The 23,246-nt window shown below is 70.4% G+C and carries 22 protein-coding genes; 14 read left to right on the top strand and 8 right to left on the bottom strand.

Annotation, left to right across the window (positions count from 1 at the left end; translation table 11 throughout):
* The 4 genes from ACTOWY_RS28810 to ACTOWY_RS28795 are packed head-to-tail and all read left to right on the top strand — an operon-like array spanning position 1 to position 3,668.
* The gene (locus tag ACTOWY_RS28810) at positions 1 to 1,029 is read left to right on the top strand and encodes a 2-aminoethylphosphonate ABC transporter substrate-binding protein (RefSeq protein WP_441312743.1); all 1,029 of its coding nucleotides are present in this window, start codon (positions 1 to 3) and stop codon (positions 1,027 to 1,029) included.
* Entirely contained in the window at positions 1,026 to 2,096 is a 1,071-nt protein-coding gene (locus tag ACTOWY_RS28805) for an ABC transporter ATP-binding protein (RefSeq protein ID WP_441312742.1), read from the top strand. The genes ACTOWY_RS28810 and ACTOWY_RS28805 overlap by 4 nt, the downstream gene beginning before the upstream one ends.
* A complete protein-coding gene (locus tag ACTOWY_RS28800; protein WP_441312741.1) occupies positions 2,093 to 2,893 on the top strand; it encodes a 2-aminoethylphosphonate ABC transporter permease subunit in 801 nt (266 codons plus the stop codon). Before ACTOWY_RS28805 ends, ACTOWY_RS28800 begins: the two co-directional genes overlap by 4 nt.
* Positions 2,871 to 3,668 carry an ABC transporter permease gene (locus tag ACTOWY_RS28795; protein ID WP_441312740.1) on the top strand — a complete coding sequence of 266 codons (798 nt, stop codon included), beginning with the start codon at positions 2,871 to 2,873 and terminating at the stop codon, positions 3,666 to 3,668. The genes ACTOWY_RS28800 and ACTOWY_RS28795 overlap by 23 nt, the downstream gene beginning before the upstream one ends.
* Here the strand turns inward: ACTOWY_RS28795 and ACTOWY_RS28790 are convergent.
* The 4 genes from ACTOWY_RS28790 to ACTOWY_RS28775 form a co-directional block, all read right to left on the bottom strand.
* Entirely contained in the window at positions 3,634 to 4,782 is a 1,149-nt protein-coding gene (locus ACTOWY_RS28790) for an MFS transporter (protein ID WP_441312739.1), read from the bottom strand. The genes ACTOWY_RS28795 and ACTOWY_RS28790 overlap by 35 nt on opposite strands.
* Positions 4,776 to 6,020 carry an aldehyde dehydrogenase family protein gene (locus ACTOWY_RS28785; RefSeq protein WP_441312738.1) on the bottom strand — a complete coding sequence of 415 codons (1,245 nt, stop codon included), beginning with the start codon at positions 6,018 to 6,020 and terminating at the stop codon, positions 4,776 to 4,778. Before ACTOWY_RS28785 ends, ACTOWY_RS28790 begins: the two co-directional genes overlap by 7 nt.
* A complete protein-coding gene (locus ACTOWY_RS28780; protein ID WP_441312737.1) occupies positions 6,017 to 7,726 on the bottom strand; it encodes a hypothetical protein in 1,710 nt (569 codons plus the stop codon). The genes ACTOWY_RS28785 and ACTOWY_RS28780 overlap by 4 nt, the downstream gene beginning before the upstream one ends.
* A 282-nt stretch (positions 7,727 to 8,008) precedes the next feature.
* Positions 8,009 to 8,425, bottom strand: coding sequence for a hypothetical protein (locus tag ACTOWY_RS28775; protein WP_441312736.1), 417 nt, complete (start codon positions 8,423 to 8,425; stop codon positions 8,009 to 8,011).
* 155 nt (positions 8,426 to 8,580) lie between these two features.
* On the opposite strand from ACTOWY_RS28775, the gene ACTOWY_RS28770 reads away from it, so the two are divergent.
* Genes ACTOWY_RS28770 through ACTOWY_RS28760 form a run of 3 tightly spaced genes read left to right on the top strand, consistent with a single transcriptional unit; the run spans position 8,581 to position 11,250 of the window.
* Positions 8,581 to 9,843 (top strand): histidine kinase, encoded by a 1,263-nt coding sequence (locus ACTOWY_RS28770; RefSeq protein ID WP_441312735.1) that lies wholly within the window; start codon positions 8,581 to 8,583, stop codon positions 9,841 to 9,843.
* Positions 9,840 to 10,487, top strand: a complete 648-nt coding sequence (locus tag ACTOWY_RS28765; RefSeq protein WP_247758638.1) for a response regulator — start codon at positions 9,840 to 9,842, stop codon at positions 10,485 to 10,487. The genes ACTOWY_RS28770 and ACTOWY_RS28765 overlap by 4 nt, the downstream gene beginning before the upstream one ends.
* 10 nt (positions 10,488 to 10,497) lie before the next feature.
* Positions 10,498 to 11,250 carry an SGNH/GDSL hydrolase family protein gene (locus ACTOWY_RS28760; protein WP_441312734.1) on the top strand — a complete coding sequence of 251 codons (753 nt, stop codon included), beginning with the start codon at positions 10,498 to 10,500 and terminating at the stop codon, positions 11,248 to 11,250.
* 71 nt (positions 11,251 to 11,321) lie between these two features.
* On the opposite strand, the gene ACTOWY_RS28755 is transcribed toward ACTOWY_RS28760, so the two are convergent.
* The 4 genes from ACTOWY_RS28755 to ACTOWY_RS28740 all read right to left on the bottom strand — a co-directional run bounded on the left by ACTOWY_RS28755 (position 11,322) and on the right by ACTOWY_RS28740 (position 15,842).
* Positions 11,322 to 12,515, bottom strand: coding sequence for an RtcB family protein (locus ACTOWY_RS28755; RefSeq protein WP_441312733.1), 1,194 nt, complete (start codon positions 12,513 to 12,515; stop codon positions 11,322 to 11,324).
* A 117-nt stretch (positions 12,516 to 12,632) separates the two neighbouring features.
* A complete protein-coding gene (locus ACTOWY_RS28750; protein WP_441312732.1) occupies positions 12,633 to 14,147 on the bottom strand; it encodes an aldehyde dehydrogenase (NADP(+)) in 1,515 nt (504 codons plus the stop codon).
* Entirely contained in the window at positions 14,144 to 14,968 is an 825-nt protein-coding gene (locus ACTOWY_RS28745) for an NAD-dependent epimerase/dehydratase family protein (protein WP_441312731.1), read from the bottom strand. The genes ACTOWY_RS28750 and ACTOWY_RS28745 overlap by 4 nt, the downstream gene beginning before the upstream one ends.
* A 67-nt stretch (positions 14,969 to 15,035) precedes the next feature.
* The gene (locus ACTOWY_RS28740) at positions 15,036 to 15,842 is read right to left on the bottom strand and encodes an IclR family transcriptional regulator (RefSeq protein WP_441312730.1); all 807 of its coding nucleotides are present in this window, start codon (positions 15,840 to 15,842) and stop codon (positions 15,036 to 15,038) included.
* A 177-nt stretch (positions 15,843 to 16,019) separates the two neighbouring features.
* Here ACTOWY_RS28740 and ACTOWY_RS28735 point away from each other — a divergent pair, with 177 nt between their 5' ends.
* The 7 genes from ACTOWY_RS28735 (at position 16,020) to ACTOWY_RS28705 (ending at position 23,197) form a co-directional block, all read left to right on the top strand.
* Positions 16,020 to 17,351: an ABC transporter substrate-binding protein gene (locus tag ACTOWY_RS28735; protein ID WP_441312729.1), complete on the top strand. Its 1,332-nt coding sequence runs from the start codon at positions 16,020 to 16,022 to the stop codon at positions 17,349 to 17,351.
* Positions 17,348 to 18,295, top strand: coding sequence for a carbohydrate ABC transporter permease (locus ACTOWY_RS28730; protein ID WP_441312728.1), 948 nt, complete (start codon positions 17,348 to 17,350; stop codon positions 18,293 to 18,295). The genes ACTOWY_RS28735 and ACTOWY_RS28730 overlap by 4 nt, the downstream gene beginning before the upstream one ends.
* The gene (locus ACTOWY_RS28725; RefSeq protein ID WP_441312727.1) at positions 18,295 to 19,239 is read left to right on the top strand and encodes a carbohydrate ABC transporter permease; all 945 of its coding nucleotides are present in this window, start codon (positions 18,295 to 18,297) and stop codon (positions 19,237 to 19,239) included. Before ACTOWY_RS28730 ends, ACTOWY_RS28725 begins: the two co-directional genes overlap by 1 nt.
* Positions 19,240 to 19,291: 52 nt before the next feature.
* Positions 19,292 to 20,191 (top strand): 5-dehydro-4-deoxyglucarate dehydratase, encoded by a 900-nt coding sequence (locus ACTOWY_RS28720; RefSeq protein ID WP_441312726.1) that lies wholly within the window; start codon positions 19,292 to 19,294, stop codon positions 20,189 to 20,191.
* Positions 20,188 to 21,459 (top strand): glucarate dehydratase family protein, encoded by a 1,272-nt coding sequence (locus ACTOWY_RS28715; protein ID WP_441312725.1) that lies wholly within the window; start codon positions 20,188 to 20,190, stop codon positions 21,457 to 21,459. The genes ACTOWY_RS28720 and ACTOWY_RS28715 overlap by 4 nt, the downstream gene beginning before the upstream one ends.
* A complete protein-coding gene (locus ACTOWY_RS28710) occupies positions 21,453 to 22,604 on the top strand; it encodes a hypothetical protein (RefSeq protein ID WP_441312724.1) in 1,152 nt (383 codons plus the stop codon). Before ACTOWY_RS28715 ends, ACTOWY_RS28710 begins: the two co-directional genes overlap by 7 nt.
* Positions 22,605 to 22,729: 125 nt before the next feature.
* A complete protein-coding gene (locus ACTOWY_RS28705; RefSeq protein WP_247758626.1) occupies positions 22,730 to 23,197 on the top strand; it encodes a hypothetical protein in 468 nt (155 codons plus the stop codon).
* Positions 23,198 to 23,246 lie beyond the last annotated feature (49 nt).

The raw sequence follows: 23,246 nt of genomic DNA, 5'->3' as shown, positions 1-23,246 counted from the left end.
ATGCGCCGGTTGCTGGCCGCCGCCATCACCCTGACCCTGCTCGCCGTCGGTAGCGCCTGTGGCGGCACCGCGGGCGGCAGCGGCACTGACACCGTCGTCGTCTACAGCGCCGACGGCCTCAAGGACTGGTACGCCAAGCGGTTCGCCGAATTCACCAAGAAGACCGGCATCGCGGTCAACGTGGTGGAGGAGGGCTCCGGCGGGATCGTGTCCCGGATGGAGAAGGAACGCGCCAACCCCCAGGCCGACGTGCTGGTCACGTTGCCGCCGTTCGTGCAGCGCGCCGCCCAGCAGAACCTCCTGGCCGAGCACCGGATCCCGGGCGCGGACCAGGTCCCGGCCGGCGCCCGCGACCCGGGCAACCGGTACGCGGCGATGATCAACAACTACCTGGTCATGGTCTACAACCCCGACCACGCCAAGCCCGCCCCGCGCACCTGGGACGACCTCCTCGACCCGCGGTTCAAGGGCAAACTCCAGTACTCCACCCCCGGCCAGGCCGGGGACGGCACCGCGGTGCTGCTGCAACTCCAGCACGTGCTCGGCGACCAGGGCGCCCTCGACTACCTCAAGCGCCTGGAAGCCAACAACGTCGGCCCGTCCTCCTCCACCGGCAAGCTGCAACCCAAGGTGGCCAAGGGCGAACTGCACGTGGCCAACGGCGACCTGCAGATGAACCTGGCGCTGATCAACAACGACAAGGCCAACATGCGGATCTTCCTGCCAGCCGACCACGCGGGCAAGCGATCCACCTTCGCCATCCCGTACCACGCCGGGCTGGCCGCGCAGGCCCCGCACAGCGAGTCCGGCAAGAAACTGCTGGAGTTCCTGTTCTCCGCCGAGGTGCAGCGCACCGCGCCGGAGAGCTTCGGCACGCCGGGGCGCGCCGACATCAAGGCCGAGGGCGAGCTGGCCAACCGGATCAGCGCGGAACTGGACGGCGTCGAGATCTGGCAGCCGGACTGGAACACGGTGCTGACCCGGCTGGACGCCGACCTGGCCGCCTACGGCAAGGCAGTCGGCCGATGAGCGCGGTCCGCCTTGAGCAGGTGAGTGTCCACTTCGGACGGACGGTGGCGCTGGCCGGACTCGACCTGGAGGTCGCGGTCGGCGAGACCCTCGCCCTGCTCGGCCCCTCCGGCTCGGGCAAGTCCACCGCGCTCAAGGCCATCGCCGGATTCCTGCGGCCCAGCGGCGGCCGGGTCTTCCTCGGCGGCGAGGACGTCACCGACCTGCCGCCGCACCGGCGCGGCCTCGGCGTGGTGGTGCAGAGCTACGCGCTGTTCCCGCACATGCGGGTCTTCGACAACGTGGCTTTCGGCCTGCGCGCCCGCCGCGCCGGACGCAAGGAGATCGAACGCCGGGTCACCGAGGTCCTCGATCTCGTGGGGATGGCTGGCTTCCGGGACCGCTATCCGCGTGAACTCTCCGGCGGGCAGCAGCAGCGGATCGCCATCGCCCGCGCGCTGGCCATCCGGCCGCCGGTGCTGCTGCTGGACGAACCGCTGTCCGCGCTGGACGCCGCACTGCGCGAGGACATGATCGCCGAACTGCTGCGGCTGCGCGCCGAACTGCCGGACACCGCGATCATCCACGTCACCCACGACCAGGGCGAGGCGCTCGCGCTGGCCGACCGGATCGCGGTCATGCGCGATGCCAGGCTGGTCGACATCGGCCCGGCCCGCGAGCTGTACCAGCGGCCGCCCTCGGCGTTCACCGCCTCCTTCCTCGGCTCGGCCAACCTGCTCCCGGTGCGGGTGCTCGACATCGGCGCGGACGCCGGCGCCGAGGTCCGGCTGGGTTCGCTGACCCTGCGCGCGGAGACCACCGGCGCGGTGCTGGCCGGCCAGGAGGCCACCCTGGGCGTGCGCCCGCACCGGATCGCGGTGCACGCCGAGTCCGCCGGTGGCCTGCCCGCCCGACTGGTCGGCGTGCAGTGGCGCGGCAACGGGTTCCGGCTCGACCTGGAACTCGACGGCCTCGGCCCCGCCCGCGCCGAAGTGTCCACAATGGATGGACTGCCCGCGCTGGGTGAGCGGGTCGGGGTGACCGTGGCCGACGGCTGCCCGCTGGTCCCGGCCGGAGGCGCCGGGTGAAACGGTTGCTGTGGCTGTTGCCGCCGCTGCTGGTGGTGCTCGGCTTCTTCCTCTACCCACTGGTGCTGCTGGCCCAGCAGTCCTTCACCGGTGACGCCTGGGCGGAGGTGTTCGCCTCCGCCGAGTTCGGCCGCGCGGTGTGGCGGACCGTGCTGCTCGCGGTCTGCGCCACCGCGGGCTGCCTGCTGCTGGGCACCTTCCTGGCGCTGGTGCTGGCCTTCGCGCCGTTCCCCGGCGCCGGACTGGCGGCGCGGCTGGTGGACGCGGTGCTCGCGTTCCCGTCCTTCCTGATCGCGCTGTCCTTCACCTTCCTCTACGGCAGCGCGGGCGTGCTCAACGCGATCCTCGGCCAGGGCACCCTGGATTTCCTGTACACGCCCTGGGGTGTGCTGCTCGCCGAGATCACCTTCTACACCCCGTTCGTGCTGCGGCCGGCGCTGGCCGCGTTCCGGCAGATCTCCGGCGCGCAGCTGGACGTGGCCGCCAGCCTGGGCGCGCGGCCGTGGCGAGTGCTGTGGCGGGTGGTGTTGCCCGAGGCCCGGCCCGCTCTGGCCGCCGGGGCCTGCCTCACCCTGCTGCTCACCATGAACGAGTTCGGCATCGTGTTGTTCGTCGGCGCCAAGGACGTGGTGACGCTGCCGATGCTGGTCTACACCAAGGGCATCGTCACCTTCGACTTCCCGCAGGCCAGCGTGGTCGCGGTGGTCAACGTCGCACTTTCCCTTGCCCTGTACGGGCTGTACCGCTGGGTCTTCAGCAGGACGGGGGCGGACCGTGTTGGTCTGGACAAGGCGTAGCCGGATCATCCTGTGGCTGCTGTTCGCCGTGCTCTTCGGCGTGATCGTGCTCGCGCCGCTGGCGATGATCGCGCTGGCCGCGATCGCGAGCAGCTGGAACAGCGTGCTGCCGGACGGCTACACCGCCGGGCACCTGGCCACCGCGGTCTCCGGCGACGGACTGGCCAGTGCGGTGGTGAGCCTGCAGACCGCGGCACTGGCCTCGCTGGCCGCGGTGCTGCTGGGCACCTGGGGCGCGGTCGTGGTGCGGAGTCTGCCGCGGATCCCGCGCCGGATCGTGGACCTGGTGCTGCACCTGCCGATCGCGGTGCCCTCGGTGGTGGTCGGCCTCGCCTTGCTGGTCGCGTTCAGCAGGCAACCGTTGCTGCTCAACGGAACCCGGTGGATCGTGCTGATCGCGCACCTGGTGATCGTGCTGCCCTTCGCCTACAGCATGGTGGCCGCCGCGCTGGACCGGGCCGATCCGGCGCTGAACCAGGTCGCGGCGAGCCTGGGCGCGCGGCCGGGCCGGGTGCTGTGGCGGGTGCGGTTGCCGTTGCTGCTGCCCGCGATGTCCGGCGCGGCCGGGCTGGGCCTGGCGCTGTCCATGGGCGAGGTGGGCGCGACGATCATGCTGTACCCGCCGGACTGGCGCACGCTGCCGGTGAGCATCTTCGCGCACACCGACCGCGGCGAGGTGTTCCTGGCCGCGGCGAGCACCATGCTGTTGCTGGCACTCACCGTGGCCGGGCTGTTCGGGCTCAGCGCGGTGAAACCCCGTGGCGCGGAACGCTGATCCGCCCGGACAGCAGGAACAACCCGGTCACCGCGGCCAGCGCCAGCATCAGCCCGTCCGGCCGCAGCAGCTCCACCGCGAGCCCGCCCAGCGGCGGTCCGGCCAGGCTGCCGAGGCCCCAGACCGTGGTGGCGCAGGCGTTCGCGGTGACCAGGTCCGCGCCCCGGAACCCCTCGCCGATCCGCACCAGCCCGAGGGTGTAGACCCCGCCCGCCGCACCACCGAGCAGCACCAGCGCCGGCCACAGCAGCACCGGATGCGGCATCAGCACCGGCAAACCCAGCGCCAGCGCCAGCACCACCACCCCGCAGGCCAGGTGCAGCCTGCCCCGGTCCACCCGATCGGCCAGCCAGCCCAGTGGCACCTGGAGCAGCGCGTCCCCGGCGAAGACCGCGCCGACCAGCAGCACCGCGATCTGTTCCGGGTGCCCGTAGGCCATGCCGTACAACGGGAACAACGCGAGCACCACGCTGTCGAAGAAGGAGAACATCAGCACCGCCAGCACGATCACCGGCGCCGCGCGGGCGAAGCCCAGCAGCCCGAACGACCGTTCCTGGTGCCCGACGCCGACCTCGCACCGGGTCAGCGCGAGCAGCAGCACCCCGGGCAGGTGCGCGGCCACCGTGATCAGGATCGGCCCGGACCCGCTGGATCCCAGCCAGGCCAGCAATCCCGGCCCGGAGACCTGGCAGAGGGTGAACACCGAGGTGTACACCGCGACCCAGCGCCCGCGCACACCGTCCGCGGCCACCTCGTTGATCCAGGTCTCGCCCAGCGCCAGCAGGATCCCGGCCGCCGCGCCCACGGTGAACCGCAACACCAGCCAGGCGGACAGCTCCGCGGTCGTGGTGAGCAGCAGCAAACTCAGCGCGGAGAGCGCCAATGCGCCCAGCAGCACCGTTTTCACCGGCCACCGCCGGGTCAATGGACCGGTCAGCGGGGCCGCGCACAGGATGCCCAGCGCGGGCAGCGCGGCGGCCGCGCCGATCACCGTTCCCGACGCGCCGGCCGCGGCCAACCGCAGGGACACCAACGGGATCGCCAGTCCGGTGGCCAGGCCGACCACCGCGACCGTGCTGACCGCGGCGATCGGTTCCCAGCGGCGGCTCAGCATGCCAGCCGCGGCGCCACGAGATGCTGGTAGATGTCTCGCTGCGGCGAGGTCGCGCCCGGCACCCGTTCCCCGTCCACATACCGGCAGGAGGCGGCCGGGCCCTGGCCGCCGTAGGGCAGGTAGCCCTTCTCGGTCAGGTGCAGATCGGTGTCGCGCAGGATGGAATCCGGTTCGTGCAGCGGGGTGTCCAGCAGCGAGTCCACGTACGGGCTGGCGCCGAACAGTGAGATGTACATGGCGTTCTGCCGGTAGCGGTGGTCGGTGAAGTAGCGCGCCAGGCCGGCGTCGGAGTCGTAGGGCTGGAGGTAGAACACCGGGGCGAAGAACTCCTGGAAGTTGCCGCCCAGCGCGAGATCCTTCTCGAACACCGTCGGCCGGATCATCCCGCTCACCGGGTTGACCTCGCCGCCGTACACGCAGAACTCCCGGTCCTCCTTGAACATCCGGATCAGCTTGAGCGGGTGGTCCGGATCGCTGTTGGGACCGACCAGGTTGTCCGGATCGGCGTAGGGGCCGACGCGGTGCTCCAGACCGCGCAGCCGGAGCACCAGCGCTGACCGGAACTCGGCCAGCCGGTCCCGGTGCACCAGGATCGCGTTGGGGCCGGCGCAGTCCTGGCCCTGGTTGTAGAGCACCACCCGCAACGCGCTGTCCACCGCGCGTTCCAGGTCCGCGGACTCGGTGATCACGAGGGGGTTGTGCCCGGAACCGTTGAGGATGAACAGGGTTCGCTTCAGGAAGAGCCGCCGGACCTTGGCCGCGTTGTCCGGGGAGCCGGTGAACACCACCGCGTCGGTGCGCCTTGCTCGCTGCGCCACGAACACCTCACGGTCCTGATAGGACACTCGCAGGTTGGGGAAATAACGCGGCAGGTCCAGGACGTCGGCGAGTTCGCGGTAGTGCGGGTGCATCACCGTCGGCGGGCGCAGCGCGGCGTCCTCGGCCAGCAGCGAGGGGATCACGCCGAAGCACACGGTGGCGTACAGCGGCTGGTTGAGCGGCAGGAAACTGGTCACTCCCTGGATCCGGCCCTGGAAGTACTCGCGGTTGTGGTGCAGGTTGTCCAGGAACTCCACCGAGCGCTCGATCTCGTCCAGGGCGACGTTCGCGCACTGGTAGCCGGACAGGCTGCGCACGATCTCCTCGGTGCGCTCGCGCAGGTCGGCGGCGAAGGAGGCGGCGCGCTGCCGGATCTCCGGGAAGTCCACAGTGGACACTGGGGCAGTGGTGACGGTCACGGCGAACCACCTTGTTCGGTGCGGGCGAGGGTCTCGCGCAACAGCCGGAGCGTGCGCTTGGGTCCGGTGATCCGGATCCAGGTGGCCAGGCGTGGGCCGTGCGGCCGGCCGAGCAGGGCCAGGTAGAGGGTTCGGCAGGCGGCGGGCTTGCCGAGCGGGGAGACGGTGAGCAGCAGCCGGAGGCGGATGGCGAGTTCGGCGGGCGGGGCCAGCTCGATGACCTCGGCGACGCGCTGGAGCAGGGCGGTGTGGGCGGGAGTCGGCAGCCAGGGGAGTGGAGCGGCATCGCGCGGGCGAGGTGCGGTCGGGGTCGCCTCGCGCGGGCGGTCGGTGGGCGGGGCGGCGTTGGCCGGGCGAGCGATGGCCGGGCGGTCGGCGGTTCCCGGGGCCGGGGCGAGTGGGCGGCGGGCATCGTGGAAGTTCCACGCCTTCACCAGCAGCTCGTGGTCCACCTCGGCGAAGTACCGCCGCGCGAACTCCACCGCCGCCGCGAAATCCACCGGCGCGCAGGCATCGAGGACCCGCACCAGCTTCCCGAACCCCGGCCCGCACGCCGCCGTCCCCGCACCGATCCGGTGCAGCCGCACCCGGGCCCCCGCGCCACGCTCAGGATCGGCCGCGCGCCGGAGTTCGTGCCGCACCGCGTCGTTGATCCGCGCGGCCAGTGCCGGGGCGAACCGCCGGGGCCGCCGCGGTTTCCGGTACAGCAGCAGGCGCAGGGCCTCCCGGGTGAGGTAGTCCTGGGCCTCGGTCAGCGAGAAGCCGTTGCCGCGGGACTTGCTGATCTTGTGGCCGCGTTCGTCGGTGAACAGGCCGTAGCCGAACAGCACCGGTGGCTCGCGGCGCAGCCGGGCGAAGATCCGGCGGACCACCTGGGCCGAGGCGGCCAGGTCCTCGCCGTGCATCTCATAGGCCACGCCGCGGGCGAGCAGGCGCATGGCCCAGTCGGCCTTCCACTGGAGTTTGCAGGCGCCGCCCAGCGCGGACACCGTGATCGGCTCGCCGATGGGCTCGCCCGCGTAGTACTCCTGCGGCTCGACGCCGTAGTCCAGGCCAGGGCGCTGAATGATCACATCGGCCGGGATCTCGTAGGTGAGCGAGCCCACGACCGGATCCACCGAAAGGACCCTGGTGTGTTCGATGACGCGGCCGGTATAAGCCGAAACCGGCATCAGGATGCTGTACGAACCCCGGCGTACCGGCCCCACCGAGGCACCCACCAGTTCGTTGCACCCGGCCAGGTCCGTGAGTAGCTCCCGGATCGTGTCATTGTACTTACCAGATGCATACGCGGCCGAGCTGCACACCAGGTCGTACTCGACCTCGAAGGTGTCCAGCACCCGGCGCAACCGGGCGTTGATTCCGCTGGAAAGGCTTTCATCCTGTTCGAATGGATCCGGCACCCGATGCAGTGGCAGACCCAGGTGCCGGGTCAGCAGTTCCCGGTTCGGAAAGCCGTCCGGGACTGTGCGCAACGCGTCCACGTCATCGGAGACCAGGACCAGCCTGGTCGGCCTGCCGGTGGTCTCGGCGAACGTTCGCTGAACGAAGCTTGTGCGCACTACCTCGCACAACGTGCCGATATGCGGTAACCCGGACGGTCCGAAACCGGCGCCGAAAAGGACCTCGCCGGTGGTGTCCCCGCGCGTTTCCAGCAACGCGCTCACTTTCGCTGACTCGGTTACACACCAGTCTCGTGGCGGCATCGGACCTGCTCCCCGGAATTGTGCGATGGGGTGATGGGATGTCTCAAAACCTACGCAGCGGGAACCGGTCCTGTCCATGACGTCCCACTAACGGTGTAAGCCGTGCGGCGGGTGTCGCGGAACCGGAAAGGTAATGAACTGGTATAAGAAATCCACCCGTCATCCCACGGTGATCCGGACGAAATGGAACGGATCGCCGCGAATCGGGCGGATCGTCCGTGGAAAATCTGTGAAGATCGCGTAAGGAGCCAGAATTGCTTTAGTCGGCTGCTGTGAAACGACTCACCGCGGGCGGCGGTGCAGCAGCCCGGTGGTGGCCAGCAACAGGCCCATCACCACGAACCAGGCGGTCTGCCACGGATCCGATCTGGTCGAGCCGAACACCCCGTACCCGGCCTGGGCCAGGGCCAGTGCCGCCCCGGTCCACACCACGGTCAGCAGCAGCGGCCGGGGGAAGTTCGCGCCCCACGGCTGGGTCAGTGCCAGCGCGATCACCCCGCCGGCCGGGATCAGCAGGCTCGCCGCGAGCTGGAGCAGCCACAACGTCGGCGAATCGCCGGTGGGCAACAGGGTCAGGCCCCAGCCGCCGCGCTCGGGCTGGTCGGTCAGGAACACCATCACCGCGAACCCGAGCGCCCACACGCAGGCCGCGTAGCCGAGCCACGCGGTGCCACGGGTCGCGCGCTGGGACGTCGGCATGATCGGCACCTCCGGCTCGTAGTGTGCCCCCAGCCTGCCGCAGCCCCTGGTCCGGGGCATCCCGCCGCCGGTCCACCGAACTCCCCCACACGGGGGAAGGCCGCGCCTCCCCGGAGTGAGCCCGCGCGGGCGGCGGACCTGTCAGGATCGTCCGTGTGCCCGGTGTCCTCGGCAAGCTGCTCGCCCCGCTGACGAGCAGGTCCACCCTGTTGCGGTGGATCTACCTCGTGCTCGGCGGCGCGTTGCTGACCCCGTACTTCATCGCGGGCACCGCGGTGGCCGAGCTGCTGCGCGACTTCGTGGTGCTGCCGATCCCGCAGGGCTGGACGCTGGCCACCCTCTCGGTCTTCTTCGCCATGGCGACCCTGCTGCTGACCACGCTCATCCCGGCGCTCGGCGTGCTGGAGACCACCGCGGTGCGCACCCTGCTCGGCATCCAGGTCACCGACCTCTCCAGCGGGCTGCGCTCGCCGTGGGCGCGGCTGCGGGTCGCGGGCTGGCTGCTGATCCACCTGATCACCGGATTCCTGGTCAGCCTGCTGACACTGATCATCCCGGTGTTCCTGGTCGGCGCGTTCACCCTGCCGTTCAGCCGCTACTCCACCTACCTCATCCTCGACGTGATCCCGCTGCAGGGCGGCCCGGACAAGTGGTGGGCGCCGCTGGTCGCGCTCGGGCTGGCGCTGATCGCGGTGTACCTGGTGGCCGGGGTCGGCGAGATCATGGCCCGGCTGGCCGGGTTCTTCCTCGGCCCGACCCCCGCCGAGCGGCTGGCCGAGCTGGAGCGCACGGCCGAGCGGCTGGCCCAGCGCAACCGGCTGGCCCGCGAGCTGCACGATTCGGTCGGGCACGCGCTCAGCGTGGTCACCATCCAGGCCGCGGCCGCCGGGCGGGTGCTGGACACCGACCGGGAGTTCGCCAGGGCCGCGCTCGGCGCGATCGAGGAGGCCGCCCGCAGCGCGCTGGCCGACCTGGACCACGTGCTGGGCATCCTGCGCGAGGAATCCGGCGGCAGCACCGCGCCGCAACCCACCCTGGCCGACCTGGACGGTCTGCTGCGCAGCACCCGGCTGGCCGGGGTGGACATCGACGCCCGACTCGAACCCGACCTGGACCGCGTGCCCAAAGCCGTGTCCAGGGAGGCGTACCGGATCGTCCAAGAAGGACTCACCAACGCGATGCGGCACGCCGGCAAGGTGCCGGTCACCCTGCGGCTGCTCGTGCGCGCGGACAACCTGGAGCTGGAGATGACCAACCCGTTGGGGGAGCGGCCGTCCGGTCGCGGACACGGTGGCGGGCGCGGCCTGCGCGGTATCGGGGAACGGGTGACCGTGCTGCGCGGCACCCTGACCGCGGGGGAGTGCGACGGGCTGTGGCGGGTCGCGGCCACCCTGCCGATGCGGGCGGCCACCTCATGACCGGGGTGCTGCTGGTCGACGACGAGGACCTGATCCGGGCCGGACTGCGCGCGATCATCAACGCCGAACCCGATCTGGAGGTGCTCGGCGAGGCCGCCGACGGGGCCGAGGTGCCAGGACTGGTGCACCGGCTGCGCCCGGACGTGGTGCTGATGGACGTGCGGATGCCCGCGGTGGATGGCATCCAGGCCACCCGGCACCTGCTGGACACGGTGGCCGAACCACCCAAGATCCTGGTGGTCACCACCTTCGAGAACGACGAGTACGTCTACGACGCGCTGCGGGTGGGCGCCAGCGGCTTCCTGCTCAAGCGGGCCCGGCCGGAGGAGATCGTGCACGCGATCCGGATCGTGGCGGGCGGGGACACCCTGCTGTTCCCGACCGCGATCCGGGCCCTGGCCGCCGAGCACCACAGCAGGCGGGCCGAGGACACCCTGGCCAGGGCGCAGCTCACCGAGCGCGAGGAGGCGGTGCTGCGGCTGATGGCCACCGGGCTGTCCAACGCCGAGATCGCGGAGAAGCTGTTCGTCGGGTTGCAGACGGTGAAGACCCACGTCGGCAACGTGCTGGCGAAACTGCAGGCCAGGGACCGCACCCAGGCGGTGATCGCGGCCTATGAGTCCGGGTTCATCACCCCGCGCTAACGTGGAGCGCGTGGTGTGGCAGAGGTTCGTCGCCGTGGGCGACAGCGTGACCGAGGGACTCGGCGACCCGGACGGCGACGGTGGGTTCCGCGGCTGGGCGGACCGGCTGGCCGAGGCGATCGCGGTCCGGCAGGGCGAGGTGCGCTACGCGAACCTGGCCGTGCGCGGGCTGACCACCCGGCGCATCCTGCACAGCCAGCTCGCCGCGGCCCAGGAGCTGCGGCCGGACCTGGTGACCGCGGTGGTCGGGATGAACGACGTGATCCGGCCCGGCCTGGACCCACTGGAGTTCGCCGCCGACCTGAACGCGCTGTTCAGCGGGTTGCGGGTGACCGGGGCGGTGGTGCTCACCTCGACCATTCCCGCGCCTGGCCTGTTCGCGCCGCTGCCGCAGGCGCTGCGTCGGCGGATGGACACCCGGATCACCCGGATGAACGCGGTGATCACCGCCGCGGCGCACCGGCACGGCCTGCTCTGCCTGGACCTGGCCGCGATGACCCCCGCCGGCATGGCCGCCTGGGCCGAGGACCGGCTGCACCCAGGGCCGATCGCGCACGAGGCGATGGCCGCGGCGGCGCTGGCCGCGCTGGACGGACTGGCCCCGGCGATGGCGGTCGACGGCGCCGAGCAGCCCGACCCGGACCACCTGCGCTGGCTGCGCACCTTCCTGCTGCCCTGGCTGATCCGCCGCTTGCGCGGCCAGAGCAGCGGCGACGGCCGGGTCGCCAAACTCCCGGCCTACCGCCTCCTCCCCGCCACCTGACCGTACGAGTTGGGCCAACCGGTACGCCCACTTGAGCAAACCGGGCGTACGAGTTGGCCCAACTCGGTGGGTCAGCCCTTGATGCAGATGATCTGGCGGAGCTTGGCGACCACCTCGACCAGGTCGGCCTGGTTCGCGATGACCTTGTTGATGTCCTTGTAGGCCGCCGGGATCTCGTCCACCACGCCGGAGTCCTTGCGGCACTCCACGCCCGCGGTCTGCTCGGCGAGGTCCTTGGCGGTGAACCGCTTGCGCGCCTGGTTCCGGGACATCCGCCTGCCCGCGCCGTGGCTGGCCGAGCAGAACGAGTCCGGGTTGCCCAGCCCGCGCACGATGTAGGAACCGGTGCCCATCGAACCCGGGATGATGCCCAGGTCGCCCTGGCCCGCCCGGATCGCGCCCTTGCGGGTCACCAGCAGGTCCGCGCCGAAGTGGGTTTCCTCGGCGACGTAGTTGTGGTGACAGGAGATCGGCTCCTCGAAGGCGACCTGCGGGAACTGCTTGGCCAGCACGGTGCAGGCCAGCCGCATCATCACCGAGCGGTTCCGGCGCGCGTAGTCCTGCGCCCAGTACAGGTCGTGCCGGTAGGCCGCCATCTCCGGGGTCTGGGCCAGGAACACGGCGAGGTCCGGGTCCGGCAGCTCGGCGTTGTGCGCGAGCCCGCGCGCCACGCTGATGTGGTACTGCGCCAACAGGTTCCCGATCCCGCGTGAGCCCGAGTGCAGCATCAGCCAGACCTGGTCGTCCTCGTCCAGGCAGACCTCAAGGAAGTGGTTGCCGCCGCCGAGGGTGCCCATCTGCAGCAGCGCCCGCTTGGTCTCGGCCTTGACCGCCTCGGTCAGGTTGTCGAAGCCGGACCAGAACGAGTCCCAGTCCGTGGCGTCCTGCTCGCCGAAGGCGATGTCGCGGTGCATGCCGAAACCGACCGGCACCACCTTCTCGATCCCGGAACGCAGTGCACGGAGGTCGTCGGGCAGATCGTTGGCACGCAAGGAGGTTCGGACCGCGGTCATCCCGCAGCCGATGTCCACGCCCACCGCCGCCGGGGACACCGCGCCCTGCATGGCGATGACCGAACCGACCGTGGCGCCCTTGCCATAGTGCACATCCGGCATCACCGCGACGTGCTTGAACACCCAGGGCAGCGCCGCGATGTTCTGCAGCTGCTGCATCGCCTGGCCCTCGACCTCATTGGCCTTGGTCCACATGCGGATGTCGACCTGCTTACCAGGGATCACGTCTCCCTGGAACGACTTCTGTGCCATGCGCCCAGGCTAGGGGCGGCGTGGCGAAACCGCTCCCGAATAAGTGAAAGGCCCGGTTCGCGCGGGGTCGGGGTCACCGCGCGAACCGGGCCTGGCTCACTGTGTTCAGTGCGTGGTTCAGTGCGTGCCGAGCACTCCGTCCCGGCGGCGCGGGATGCCCAGCGGGTTGGCGTCCTGGAGTTCCACCGGCAGCAGCGCGTCCGGCCAGGACTGGTAGGTCACCGGCGCGATCCAGCGGCGGATCGCGGTGGCGCCCACCGAGGTGTGCAGCGCGGAGGTGGTGGCGGGCCACGGACCGCCGTGGTGCTGGGCCCAGCTCACCGCGACCCCGGTCGGCCAGGCGTTGAACACCAGGCGGCCGGCGATCCGGGCCAGCACCGCGGACAGCGTGCCTGCCGCGTCGTGGTCCTCCTCGGCGGCGTGCACGGTGGCGGTGAGGGTGCCCTCCAGCTTGGCCAGCACCGGCAGCAGTTCGGCCGGGTCGGAGTAGGTGACCGCGATGGCCGCCGGGCCGAAGCACTCCTCGCTCAGCTTGGCCTGGTCGGCGGCGAAGTTCGCCACCGTGGTGCGGTACAGCCGCGGCGCCACGGTCCAGCCACCTTCGGGCGCCTCGCCGACCGCGACCAGCTCGACCGCGTCCCGCGCGGACAGTCCGTCCACAGTGGACTCATAGGAGTCACGCATGCGGGCGGTGAGCATGGCCCCGCCGTTGGCCCCGCCGACCGCCTTGCCGAGTGCGTCCACAATGGACTCCGGCACGAACACCAGGCCCGGGTTGGTGCAGAACTGGCCCACGCCCATGGTCAGCGAGGCGGCGAAGCCGGTGGCCAGCTCCTCGGTCTGCCCGGCCGCCGCGCCCGGCAGGATCACCGTCGGGTTCACGCTGCCCAGCTCGCCGTAGAACGGGATCGGATCCGGCCGCCCGACCGCCAGGTCGAACAGCGCGCGCCCGCCGCCGGTGGACCCGGTGAAGCCGACCGCCTTGATCGCGTGCTGCTTGACCAGCTGCGAACCGGCCGGGGTGCTGTAGACGATGTTGAACACCCCGGCGGGCAGCCCGGCCGCGGCGATGGTCTCGATCAGCACCGCGGCAGTGGCCACCGAGGTGTTGGGGTGCGCCGAATGCGACTTCACCAGCACCGGGCAGCCCGCGGCCAGCGCGGAGGCGGTGTCGCCACCGGCCACCGAGAAGGCGAACGGGAAGTTGCTGGCGGAGAACACGCCGACCGGGCCCAGCGGCTGCAGCATCCGGCGCAGGTTGGGCCGCGGCGGGATGATGTCCGGGTTGGGCGAGTCGATGGTGGCCTCGGTGTAGCTGCCCTCACGCAGCACCTCGCCGAAGAGGCGAAGCTGGTTGGTGGTGCGCTTGAGTTCCACGGTCAGCCGGGGCACGCCGAGCGCGGTCTCGGTGTCCGCGATCTCGATCAGCGTCTCGCTCTTCGCGTCGAGCGCGTCCGCGATCCGCTCCAGCAGTTCGGCCCGCTTGGTCAGCGTCAGTCCGGACAGCACCGGGAACGCCTCGGCCGCGGCCTTGGCCAGCCGGTCCACCTCGGCCTCCGGGGTGGCCGGCACCGGCTCGCGGTAGGTCCCACCGGTCCGTGGGTTGTAGCCCTGCACGCCCTGGACGGTCACCGTCCGGCCTCCTTCTTCGCGGTGTCGTAGTCGGGCGAGCACCAGATGCCGCCGACGAGGTGGTGCGGTGACGCGCTGACGTCCGGCTCGCCGTGCTCGGCGATCAGTTCGGCCGCGTGCGCCTCGGAATCGTCTTGTGAGACGTAGCCGATCTCCTTGGCCTCTTCCAGGGAGAACCAGCGGCGGGTGTTGTCCGAGACGCCCCACAGCACCCGGAAACCGGGGTCCGGAGTGGACAGACACGCCTCGAAAAGCCTTGCCCCGTCAGCGGGGGAGAGCCAGGTGGAGAGCATGCGCAGGTCCTTCGGCCGCTCGAAGCAGGAGCCGATGCGCACGCACAGCACGTCCAGGCCGTACCGGTCGGCGTAGTGGCTGGCGATGGCCTCGCCGGCCACCTTGCTCACGCCGTAGTTGGTGTCCGGGCGCGGGAACGCGTTCCCGGCCACCTCGCCGTCAGCCCGCGGCGCGAAGCCGACCGCGTGGTTGGAACTGGCGAAGACCACCCGCGGCACGCCCTGCCGCCGGGCCGCCTCGAACACGGTGTAGGTGCCGTTGATGTTGACATCGAGGATGTCCGCCCACTCCCGCTCCAGGCTGTGCCCGCCGAGGTGGATCACCGCGGACACGCCTGCGCAGGCCGCCTCCATCGCCGCCATGTCGGTCACCGAGGCCGTCACCAGCTCGACCGCCTCACCCGCACCCGCCGGTGGCAGTTCGGCGATGTCCAGTAACCGGAGGATGCGGCCGTCGCGGGCCAGGCGGGGCCGCATCAGCGTGCCCACACCGCCGGCCGCGCCGGTGATCAGAATGCGTTCGGTCACTCCGAGACCCTTCGTGCGTCCTGTTTCTGACTGTCCAAAATGGACTGCGTGCCGGTGGCGGTGTGGCTCACAGCGGCGTGAGGCCGGGCTGGCGGAGCAGCTCGGTGAGGGTGCGGGCCGCGCCCAGCAGCGCGTCCACGATCTGCTTCTCGTGCTCGGGGGTGAGCCGGGCGACCGGCACCGAGCAGCTCATCGCGTCGGTGACCGGGTTGCGGTAGGGCAGTGCGACCGCGAAGCAGCCCAGGCCGGGGGTGTTCTCCTCGCGCTCGAAGGAGTAGCCGACCCGGCGGAAGTCCTCCAGCTGGGCCAGTAGCGCGTCCCGGTCGGTGACCGTGTTCGCGGTCAGCGGGGCGATCGAGTCCGGCACCAGCGCGGCGGCGTCGGCGGCCGGGCGGGCCGAGAGCAGCGCCTTGCCCAGCGCGGTGCTGTGCGCGGGCAGCCTGCGGCCGACCCTGGAGACCACCCGCAGGTGGTGCTCGGACTCGCGGCTGGCCAGGTACACCACGTCGTCGCCCTCCAAGCGGGCGAGGTGGACCGTCTCGTTGATCTCCTGCCGCACCTGCTCCATCACCCGGATGGCGGTGCGCACCACGGGATCGTGATCCAGGTAGGAGGTGCCGACCAGCAGTGCGCGCACGCCGATCCCGTAGGTGCCGCGGTCCGGTTCCACCTCGACCCAGCCGCGCGCCACCAGCGTCTGGAGCAGCATGTACAGGCTCGATTTGGGGTAACTCAGCTCGCGGTGTAGCTCGGTGAGCGTCAGCCTGCGGTCGAAGGAGGCCAGGACCTCCAGCAGCTCCACCGTGCGGTCGGCGGACTTGACCGCCGCCGGTCGGGTGGGGGCGACCGCGGCGTCCTTGACGGCTTCCGTCATCTCGGCCTCCAGGTCCAATCGGGTTCTTCTCCCGTGCCGCCCTCTTGACAGGGGCACGGCCTGATTTTTACAGTCCCGCAACAAGGTTCACAAGTACGACTCAGATTCACATATCTGAACGAATCTGTCCAGAGGGCAGTTCGGGTGAACCCACCGCCGAAGTTGAGGGAGCCGGGCATGCAGCGTCGTACCACCAGAACCCGCACCGCGTTACTCGCGGGTGCGGTGGCCGTCGGGCTGGTCCTGTCCGCCTGCTCCGGCGGGGCCCCGCAGGGCGACCCGAACGCGCCGATCGAGGTGTGGACGCGCAGCCAGGACGACACCAAGAAGGTCTACGAGAAGATCTTCAAGGCGTTCACCGACAAGACCGGCATCCCGGTCAACTACAACCCGCCGCCGTTCAACGACTTCGACAAGCGGGTGCAGGAACGCGCCCAGTCCAAGGACCTGCCGGACCTGGTGATCACCGACACCGGCTCGCTCGGCCCATACCGCAAGCAGGGCTTCCTGGTCGAGGTCGACCGCAACGCCTTCGCCGGCCAGGGCGACCTGGTCGAACGCGCCTGGAACAACGGCAAAACCGCCGACGGCAAGTACTTCGCGGTGCCCTTCTCCACCCAGGCCCAGGTGCTGCTGGTGCGCAAGGACTGGCGGGAGAAGCTGGGCAAGCCGATCCCGAAGACCTGGGACGAACTCGCCGCGCTGGCCAGCGACTTCACCACCAAGGACCCTGACGGCAACGGCGACGCCAAGGACACCTTCGGCATCGTCGCGCCCGGCTCCACCGACCGCGGTTACCTGGCCTGGTGGGCGGCCAACTACATCTGGCAGGCCGGCGGGGACATCCTCAGCGAGTCCGGCGGCGAGTACAAGGTCGCGGTGAACTCCGCGCAGACCACGCAGGCGGTGAACTGGCTCAAGGGCCTGTTCTGTGACACCAAGGTGACGCTGCCCAACTCGCTCACCATGGTCACCAACGACGCGCACAACTACTTCGAGCAGGGCAAGGCCGGCATCTACCTGACCGGCCCGTACATGTTCTCCCGCTTCGACAAGGCGCCGGGCAAGGACAAGTACGAGGTCATCCCGTCCCCGGCGGGCCCGAGCGGCTCCACCGTGCTGGGCGAGGGCGAGGTCATCTACCAGATGGCCGGTTCGGCCAAGACCGCCGAGCAGAAGAAGCTGGCCGAGTTCCTGGTGTCCCCGGAAGCCCAGCAGCTGGGCATGAAGCCGGACGCCGGACAGCGCCCGGTGGTGCGGCTCTCGGTCAACAGCAAGGTCGACGTCAAGGCGGTCTACAACGATCCGCGCTGGGACACCGTGGCCAAGGTCTACGCCGAGAACGCCCGGCCGTTCCCGAACGTGCCCAACTTCCAGCCCTTCCGGCAGCAGACCGCGGAGACGCTGAACAGCCTGTTCGTCAAGTGCGGCAGCGATGTCTCCGCCGAACTCGGCAAGCTGGCAGGCAACCTCGACAAGGAACTGAAGTCGCAGAAGGCGGCTCAGTGACCCTCACAGACGTGGGCTCGGCGGCTAGTGGCGGCGGTGCCGTCGAGTCCCACTCCGCGAGGCGGCGCCCTCCTCGGCGCCGCCTCGCGGTCACCATCATCCCGTGGCTGTTCCTGCTGCCCGCGCTGTTGTTGTTCCTGGTCTTCAAATACGTCCCGATGGCAGAGGGCATCCGGCTCAGCCTGTTCGAGGTGCGCCCGTTCCTGGGTGATCTGTGGGTGGGCCTGGACAACTACGCCAGAGTGCTCGGCGACGAGCGCTTCCACAACGCGCTGAACAACACCATCATCCTGGCCGTCGGGCAGACCGCGGGCGCCATGCTCATCGGCTTCGGCCTCGCACTTCTCCTTGAGGGCACGGCACGTTCGCTGTGGTTCGTGCGCTCGGCGGTGTTCCTGCCGGTGGTCGCGGCCACCGCGGTGGTCGGCGAGATCTGGCGGCTGCTCTACTACCCGGCCGAGGGCGGCTTCCTCAACTCGCTGCTCTCCTGGGTGGGCCTGGGCCCGTCCACCTTCCTGGACCACCCGGACACCTCGCTGTGGTCGGTGATGGCGGTGGGCATCTGGAAGGGCGCCCCGTACGACATGGTGATCCTGCTGGCCGGACTGGCCGGGATCGACCGCCAGCTCTACGAATCCGCCGCGATCGACGGCTGCACCACCTGGCAGCGCATCCGCTACATCACGCTGCCCGCGCTGCGCCCCGCGATCACGATTCTCCTTACCCTGGCCTCGATCCGCGGTCTGCGCGTGTTCACCGAGGTCTACGTGCTCACCGGCGGCGGCCCGGCCGGTTCCACCGACGTCTGGATGACCCGGGTGTTCTCCCTCGGCTTCGAGACCAGCGAGCTGGGCGTGGCCTCGGCCGGTTCGGTGGTGCTGTTCCTGGTGACCCTGCTGCTGACCCTGGGCGTGCAGCTGCTGCGCCGACGGCGGGAGGCCTGATGACCACCACCGAACTCCGACCCGCCACACCGTCCACTTCGGACCGGCCGGGCGCCGGGCGCAAGCCCGTCGGGGTCGCGCGGCAATGTGAGACCGCGCTGGGCTGGGCCGGCGTGCGCGCCTCTCCGGTGGGCGCCACCGGCCGGATCCTGTTGTGTGTGGCGGTGTTCCTGTTCTTCTGCGGGCCGTTGATCACCGTGGTCTCCGGCGCCTTCGACTTCAGCCCGGACCCGACCAAACTCTCCGTGCTGCCCAACCGCCCCTCGCTGGTCAACTTCGACGTGGCCACCCAGAAGGGCATCTGGGGCTACCTGCTCAACTCGCTGATCATCGCCGGTGGCGGGCTGCTGCTCCAGGTCAGCGTCAGCGTGTTCGCCGCGTACGCCTTGGCCCGCAAGAAGTTCCGCGGCCAGGCCATCGTGATGCTGGCCATCCTCACCACCATGATGCTGCCCGAGGAGGTCATCGCGATCCCGCTGTCGATGGTGATCGGCGACCTCCCGCTGCTGGGCATCAGCCTCAAGGGCACCCTGCTCGGCGTGATCCTCCCGTTGGGCGCCTGGGGTTTCTCCATCTTCGTGATGACCGAGTTCATGCGGGAGATCCCCCTCGAACTGGAGGAGGCGGCCCGCGTCGACGGCGCGGGCGAACTCCGCATCTTCGCCCAGATCGTGGTGCCGCTGTGCCGGCCCGCGCTGGGAGTCGTCGCCGTGTTCGGCTTCACCATGATCTGGGACCAGTACCTGTTGCCGTTGATCGTGGCCACCGATCCCGGCGACTACACGCTCACCGTCGCCCTCGCCACCCTGCGCTCCGACGATATGGTCGGACCGGGTGTGGTGCTGGCGGGTGCGCTGCTCGCCCTGGTACCGAGTTTGATCGTGTACCTGTCCTTGCAGAAATCGTTCCTGCGCGGCATCACCAGTGGTGCTGTGAAGGGATAGGGAACCGCGTGCGGTTCCCGCCATCGCCGGTCTCGACGTCGTGAGGTCTGACATGCAGCTGGATGGAGTCTTGTTCTTCCCGGTGACCCCGTTCACCGGGACCGGCGAGGTGGCCGAGGACGTGCTCGCCGAGCACGTCAAGCGTGGTGTGGACGCCGGACCCGGCGGCGTCTTCGTGGCCTGTGGCACGGGTGAGTTCCACGCACTGGAACCCGGAGAGTACGAACGCGTGGTCGCGGTCGCGGTGGAGGCCACCGCCGGCCGGGTCCCGGTGCTCGCCGGTACTGGCGGCGCGCTACCCCTGGCCAAGCAGTTCGCCGCGGCGGCCAAGCGGGCCGGCGCGGACGGCCTGCTGCTGCTCCCGCCGTACCTGGTGGGCTCGCGGCCGGAGGGCCTGCTCGACTACGTGCGCCAGGTCGCCGGCAGCACCGATCTGCCGGTGATCGTCTACCAGCGCAACAACGCGCTGTTCACCCCGGAGACCGCGGTCGAGGTGGCCAAGCTGCCCAACGTGGTCGGCTTCAAGGACGGCCTGGGCGACCTGGACCTGATGCAGCGCATCGTGCTCGCGGTCCGGTCCACTGTGGACAAGCCGTTCCAGTTCTTCAACGGCCTGCCCACCGCGGAGATGACCCAGCCCGCCTACCGCGGCATCGGCGTGGAGCTGTACTCCTCCGCGGTGTTCTGCTTCGCCCCGGAGATCTCCCTCGCCTTCTACCGCGCGGTGGACGAGGGCGACACGGCGAAGGTCGACGCGCTGCTGCACGGCTTCTACGGCCCACTGGTGGCGTTGCGGGACAAGTCCCCCGGCTACGCGGTGTCGCTGGTCAAGGCCGCGGTCAAGCAGCGCGGCCTGGACTGCGGCGGCGTGCGCGCCCCGCTGACCGACCCGACCCCGGAGCACCTGGCCGAACTCGAACAGATCGTGGCCGCGGGTCTGGAGCTGGTGTGAGCACCGGCACCCGGATCCAGCGGATCACCATCACCCCGATCGCCTTCCGGGACCCGCCCCTGCTCAACTCCGCCGGGGTGCACGAACCCTGGGCGCTGCGCTCGATCATCGAGGTGCTCACCGAGGACGGCGTGCTCGGCCTCGGCGAGAGCTACGGCGACACCGGACACCTGGCCCGGATGGAATCGGTGGTGCCGGGTCTGATCGGCCTGGATGTCTACGCGCTCAACCAGATCCACGCCAAGGTCGCCGAGGCGCTCGGCGGCGTGGCCGGATCGGACAAGCACGGGCTCACCGGCGACTTCACCTCCGGCGGCACCGTGGACCGGGTGTTCTCCCCGTTCGAGGTGGCCTGCCTGGACATCCAGGGCCACCTCCTGGGCCGCCCGGTGCACGACCTGCTCGGCGGCAAGGTCCGCGACGCGGTGCCCTACAGCGCCTACCTGTTCTACAAGTGGGCCGGGCACCCTGGCGCCGAGGCCGACGAGTGGGGCGAGGCGATCGACCCGGCCGGAATGGTCGAGCAGACCCGGAAGATGGTGCGGGAGTACGGGTTCGGCTCGATCAAGCTCAAGGGCGGGGTCTTCCCGCCCGAGCAGGAGATCGCCGCCATCCACGCCCTGCGCGAGGCCTTTCCCAGTCACCCCTTGCGGATCGACCCGAACTGCGCCTGGTCGGTGCCGACCTCGCTGCGGGTGGCCAAGGAACTGGACGGGGTCCTGGAGTACCTGGAGGACCCCACCCCCGGCATCAACGGCATGTCCGAGGTGGCCAAGCAGGCCTCGATGCCGTTGGCCACCAACATGTGCGTGGTCTCCTACGACCAGCTGCCCGAGGCCATCGCCAAGGACGCGGTGCAGGTCATCCTCTCCGACCACCACTACTGGGGCGGTCTGACCCGCTCCCGGCACCTGGGCGTCATCTGCGACACCTTCGGCATCGGGCTGTCCATGCACTCCAACTCGCACCTGGGCATCAGCCTGGCCGCGATGACCCACCTGGCCGCGGCCACCCCGAACCTGTCCTACGCCTGCGACACCCACTACCCGTGGAACGCCAAGGACGAGGTGATCGAACCCGGCGTGGTGTCCTTTGTGGACGGTGCGATGTCAGTGCCGGTCACCCCGGGCCTCGGGGTCAGCCTGGACCGGGACCAGCTGGCCCGCCTGCACGAGAACTACCGCACCTGCGGGCTGAAAGTGCGGGACGACACCGGCTACATGCAGAAGTTCCAGCCCGACTACGAGAGGAAGCGGCCGCGGTGGTGAAGTCCGTCGCCCACGTCTACCCGTGGGACATCATCGGCGATCCCGGTGCGGTGCAACGGATCGTCGACCTCGGCGTGGACGCGGTGGCCCTCGCGGCCTCCTACCACACCGTGCGGGCCGCCACTCCGCTGCACCCGGAGCACCGGCTGATCGACGCCCGGCACGCCGCGCTGTACCTGCCGGTGCGGCCGGAGGTCTGGGAAGGGCGCAGGCTCACCCCGGCCGAACCGTCCTGGGTGGACGGTGCCGACTCCTACGGTCAGGCCCGCGACGCGCTCAAGGCCGCCGGACTGCCGGTCTACGCCTGGACCGTGCTCACCCACAGCAGCCGCCTTGGCGACCTGGCGCCGGACCTGGTGGTGCGCAACGCCTTCGGCGACCGCTACCCGTACGCGCTGTGCACCACCCAGCCGGAGGTCGCCGAGTACGCGCGCACCCTGGTCCGCGAGATCGTGACCCAGGGCCGGCCGGACGGCGTGGTGCTGGAGGCATGCGGGCCGCTGGGCTTCTTCCACGGCGGGCACCACGAGAAGACCGAGGGCGGTGACTGGGGCAAAGTCCGCCAGGCATTGCTGTCACTGTGCTTCTGCGGAGCGTGTTCGGCTGGTTACACCGAGGCGGGCATCGCGGTGGACGCCTTGCGCGCGCGGGTGCGCGCGGCCGTGGACGCGGGCGAACCGGACAGCGTGGAATCGGCACTGGGCGCGGAACTGGCCGCACAGGTCGCCGCCGTACGGACCAGTGCGGTGGCGCGACTGCGCGCGCTGCTGGTCGGCGAGATCCGCCAACTGGCCCCGGAAGCCAGGGTCATCGTGCACGCCAACGCCGACCCGTGGGCCACCGGACCCTTCGCCACCGCGGCGCCCGAACTGGGTGTGGAGGTCGACGCGATCGTGGCGATGTGCTGGCCGGGACCGGAGGCCAGCATCCCCGGTATCGAGGCCCTGCGGAAGCTGGCCCCGCAGACCAGGATCGCCGGGTACGTGCTCGCCCTGCCGCCCAAACCGGTCGACTCCTCGGCCATGCGGGCCGAACTGACCGCGCTCTCCGCGGCCGGGGTCGAGGAATTCCACCTCTATCACGCCGGACTCGCCTCCGGGGCACGATTGGCGATGATCCGATCAGCACTGGACTCACTGGGGTAGCGCCCGACGTCTCCCCTGGTGATGCCGTGGGATCGACCTCTCCTACCGGGAGGTCGATCCCACGGCTGTTTTTCTGTTTAACCCGCGCGTGCAACCCGCCGTGGCTACCGTTCCGTCCTGTGCACATGAGACGTCTAGCTACCGTGGTCAGCGCCGGGGCGGCGCTGGTGCTCGCGTTGAGCGCCTGTGCGGAGCCCACGGCTGGTTTTGGCGGACAGCCGACCCCGCCTCCTTCGTCCGCTCAGCCGACGCCGGAACCGGGTCCGGAGATGGACCCGCCCGCCGGCGGAAAACCGTTGGCGAAGAACAAGGCCGACCTGTCGGCATTGCCCGCGGACTTCCCCAAGCGGGTGTGGACCGAGGGTGACGGCACCGTGGTCGGCACGTTCGGCAAGGAAGGCGGCTGCAGCAAGGTGCGCGCCGACCTGACCGAGCAGACCGACACCGGCGTGAAGATCACGCTGGTGGAGACCACCCCGGCCAACAGCGAGGCCTGCACCATGGACCTGCGGTTCCCGCCGGTCACCGTGAAGCTGGCCAAACCGTTGGGGGAGCGGACGGTCGCCGTCACCGCCAAGCAGGAGACCAAGTAACCCGACCAACCGAATGCGGCGCCCCGGCAGGCGCGGAACCCAGCCGGGG

Source organism: Crossiella sp. CA198 (assembly GCF_052078295.1).
In the GTDB taxonomy this organism is placed as follows: Bacteria; Actinomycetota; Actinomycetes; order Mycobacteriales; family Pseudonocardiaceae; genus Crossiella.
This window is presented reverse-complemented; position numbering and strand designations above follow the sequence as displayed.

What these genes read in the sequence shown, in the direction of transcription:
- ACTOWY_RS28740 (WP_441312730.1), bottom strand. Translation starts at nt 15,842, where the DNA reads ATGACGGAAGCCGTCAAGGACGCCGCGGTCGCCCCCACCCGACCGGCG.
- ACTOWY_RS28805 (WP_441312742.1), top strand. Translation starts at nt 1,026, where the DNA reads ATGAGCGCGGTCCGCCTTGAGCAGGTGAGTGTCCACTTCGGACGGACG.
- ACTOWY_RS28780 (WP_441312737.1), bottom strand. Translation starts at nt 7,726, where the DNA reads ATGCCGCCACGAGACTGGTGTGTAACCGAGTCAGCGAAAGTGAGCGCG.
- ACTOWY_RS28735 (WP_441312729.1), top strand. Translation starts at nt 16,020, where the DNA reads ATGCAGCGTCGTACCACCAGAACCCGCACCGCGTTACTCGCGGGTGCG.
- ACTOWY_RS28810 (WP_441312743.1), top strand. Translation starts at nt 1, where the DNA reads ATGCGCCGGTTGCTGGCCGCCGCCATCACCCTGACCCTGCTCGCCGTC.
- ACTOWY_RS28705 (WP_247758626.1), top strand. Translation starts at nt 22,730, where the DNA reads ATGAGACGTCTAGCTACCGTGGTCAGCGCCGGGGCGGCGCTGGTGCTC.
- ACTOWY_RS28720 (WP_441312726.1), top strand. Translation starts at nt 19,292, where the DNA reads ATGCAGCTGGATGGAGTCTTGTTCTTCCCGGTGACCCCGTTCACCGGG.
- ACTOWY_RS28765 (WP_247758638.1), top strand. Translation starts at nt 9,840, where the DNA reads ATGACCGGGGTGCTGCTGGTCGACGACGAGGACCTGATCCGGGCCGGA.
- ACTOWY_RS28725 (WP_441312727.1), top strand. Translation starts at nt 18,295, where the DNA reads ATGACCACCACCGAACTCCGACCCGCCACACCGTCCACTTCGGACCGG.
- ACTOWY_RS28790 (WP_441312739.1), bottom strand. Translation starts at nt 4,782, where the DNA reads ATGCTGAGCCGCCGCTGGGAACCGATCGCCGCGGTCAGCACGGTCGCG.
- ACTOWY_RS28775 (WP_441312736.1), bottom strand. Translation starts at nt 8,425, where the DNA reads ATGCCGACGTCCCAGCGCGCGACCCGTGGCACCGCGTGGCTCGGCTAC.
- ACTOWY_RS28755 (WP_441312733.1), bottom strand. Translation starts at nt 12,515, where the DNA reads ATGGCACAGAAGTCGTTCCAGGGAGACGTGATCCCTGGTAAGCAGGTC.